The organism is Mesorhizobium sp. LNHC229A00 (genome assembly GCF_000502415.1).
Lineage (GTDB): Bacteria > Pseudomonadota > Alphaproteobacteria > Rhizobiales > Rhizobiaceae > Mesorhizobium.
On record NZ_AYWQ01000052.1, the window covers coordinates 1 to 2738 of the forward strand.

General features: G+C 58.1%; 1 protein-coding gene and 1 pseudogene. Both read right to left on the minus strand.

Going from position 1 to position 2738, the window contains the following annotated elements; genetic code table 11:
• Nucleotides 1-34 precede the first annotated feature (34 nt).
• Nucleotides 35-583: a GNAT family N-acetyltransferase gene (locus X742_RS0139295; protein ID WP_031240976.1), complete on the minus strand. Its 549-nt coding sequence runs from the start codon at nt 581-583 to the stop codon at nt 35-37.
• 186 nt (nt 584-769) lie between these two features.
• Nucleotides 770-2096 (minus strand): annotated as a pseudogene (locus X742_RS01000000171105) (acetyl-CoA carboxylase biotin carboxylase subunit family protein).
• Nucleotides 2097-2738: the final 642 nt, after the last annotated feature.

Below are 2738 nucleotides of genomic sequence, written 5' to 3' on the forward strand. Positions count from 1 at the left end.
CGTGTTTTACGCCGCGACAGCGGAATGCTGCGCGTCATTGTGTCGGGTTCCGTTTCCGATAGACCACGCCCGGCCGCAACCAATGACCCTCGCCGAATGTCCGGTTTTTGTAGTCGCCCGTTGGATCGTAGATCATGCCGATCTTCTGCATGACCCTTTGGCTCGGCGCGTTCTCCCTCGCCGTGCAGGCAGCGACCTCAGGCAGACCGATTGACCAAGCGTAGTCAAGCCATGCCCGCGCGCCTTCCGGCGCGAGTCCTTTGCCCCAATGCTCCTTTGCGAGCACCCATCCGATTTCGACGCGCGGATGGTTGGGAATTGCCGCCTGCACCGTCTCCGAGAGGACGCCAAGCCCTATCAGACCAACAAGCTCGCCGCTGCCTTTCAGCTCCGCCGCCTGATAGTGAAACCCGTTGGTCCGGGCGCGCTCGATCGCAAGGTCAATCCTGACATTCGCGTCCTCGACCGTCAGCACTTTGGGAGAGAACCGTCTGACATGCGCATCACCGTAAATTCTTGCCATTGGGCCCCGGTCTTTGTCCTCCCAGGGACGTAATATTAGACGTTCGGTCGTCAGCCTCATCGGTACAACTCATCGATATTTCGAGATGGATGTCGGCAAGCTTGTCCAACCTCAATTTCACTTGACGACGGCTTTCATGCGGGCTCGACCGAACCTTTCCACGAGCTGAGAACAGAGGACGTCCTCCGCCCGCCCGCCTGTGTTTCTTCCGTCCCATCAATACATCAAGCTCGGCGCCCATCGCCTTTACGGGACTCCCCCTGCTGGTGGCCGCCAATTCTTCCTGTTCGCCAGGTCCGGGAATGGTGAGATCGACCAATCGATTGAGTCGACGGCACGCTGAAGTATTGCCTCTGTCCCAGCACGGCTGGGTGAAACTGCGATGACATATCCGATCCAATCGCGGAAATCGCCGTTCCTGACGATCGGCATGTTGGGTTTGGCATACAATTTAACCTCGACGACACCTGGCATAGCAGCCGCCCTACGCGCACCATCGATCCAATCGAGGATGCCATCCCGATCAGGAACCAGGATCCGCGCGGCCGCAGTCTGCGATTGCTTTGTTCGCAAATCCCATTCGTCGCCGATGACGAGCTTGATGTGCTCGGTGACGAGATCGACACCGCAAGCCAGCTGAACCAGTTGAGGAGTAGGCACGCCACCAAGGCGCGGATTGACCTCAATGACGACGGGGCCACGCTTCGTCCATCGGAATTCGATGTTCATGGGCCCCCAGCCAACGCCGAGAGCTCGCATACAACCAAGCGCAATACCGACGATACGCGAATGCTCCTCATCAGTAAACGTCTCCGGGAACGTGAACTGACGAAGCACAAAATGCGGTGGGGGACCGAAGTCAGCGGCGGCAATCCCAATGACCTCATTTCCCATGGTTTCAATGCTATACTGGGGGCCTTGTGCGAATTCTTCGACCAATATCCTCGGCGAAGACCGCCATTTGTGCTTCCCGCCCAACAGATAGGTCGTATGTTCGGCCACCTCATCTGCGTTGCGGCACAATCGGACACCTTTGCTGCCTGCGCCCACGGCTGGCTTAAGAACCACCGGCAGGCCGAATTCCGCGGCAGCGCTTTCCACCTCCGCCGCATTTGCGGCGACGCGAAAAGCAGGTACTGGAACGCCGGCATCNGCCGATTTCCGCGGCAGCGCTTTCCACCTCCGCCGCATTTGCGGCGACGCGAAAAGCAGGTACTGGAACGCCGGCATCCGCGAGGAGCTGACGTTGAGCGGGTTTGTCGCAGCATCGTTCAATCGATTCGGGATTCGGTCCCGGTAGATCGAAATGCCGGCAAAGCTTGCCAACGGTTGCGTAGTAATCCTCCAGGGACGACGTGATGCCAGCAATGTCATAAGTAGCCCCTAAATGGGAACATTCGCGGATCAGCGCGTCGAGATTGGCGGTATCGACACAGATTGCCTCATAGTCGTACTGAGATGGATCAGCCGATAGGGTAATTGGATGAAGACCAAGACGCCGGGCCGCTTGGACGTATAGAAGACCAGTACCCGTCGTATCGCCTTCGACCAGGATGAGCGCTCTGCTTGCCATTGGCGGGGTCTCCGTTACGTTCTGTGCGGCGGTTGAGCCTAAACAGGCCTCAAACTTTCAGTTGGGCTCAAAGCTTTGCAGATAAGCTATCATTGCCAGTGGTCGGCGGTCGTAAAGGTTCTGTAAATTTAGTTGAAGGATCTGTTGCGACGTTGAACCGCCTAGTGTGGGGCGGGTTCTAATGGTCGTCGCAACACCGCGTCAGCGCTCTGCAGGCGTTTTCCAGTCGAGCCCGTTCTCGGGCGGGGATTGAGGGCTGCTACCACTGGAAGGCCCCCATCCACCGGACCTCCAGTTCGCCTATGAGGGATTGATACAGCTGGCAAGATGGCGATGGCTCAGTTCGTGGCAAACTGATCGCGGCCCGATCCCGCGCATCTCCGTCCACAAACCTTGTGTCCTAAGCTGGACAAGAATGTCGGAAACCTGACGAAACCGTCACCAGGGCCGGCCATCGGTACGGGTGAGTGGATGCATGCTGCCAGAACGCCCCAATCGGCACGCAACTTGCGGGGGTTAAGGCCGACGGCCGCAATCCGACACTCGGCCAGTGGTGACACGTAATAGAAAGTCGTGCGGTTCGCGATCGCCAATCCTATTGGAGTGCTAATTGGTTCGCCGCTATTATGATCTCCCGTCCTT

What these genes read in the sequence shown, in the direction of transcription:
- X742_RS0139295 (WP_031240976.1), bottom strand. Translation starts at nt 583, where the DNA reads ATGAGGCTGACGACCGAACGTCTAATATTACGTCCCTGGGAGGACAAA.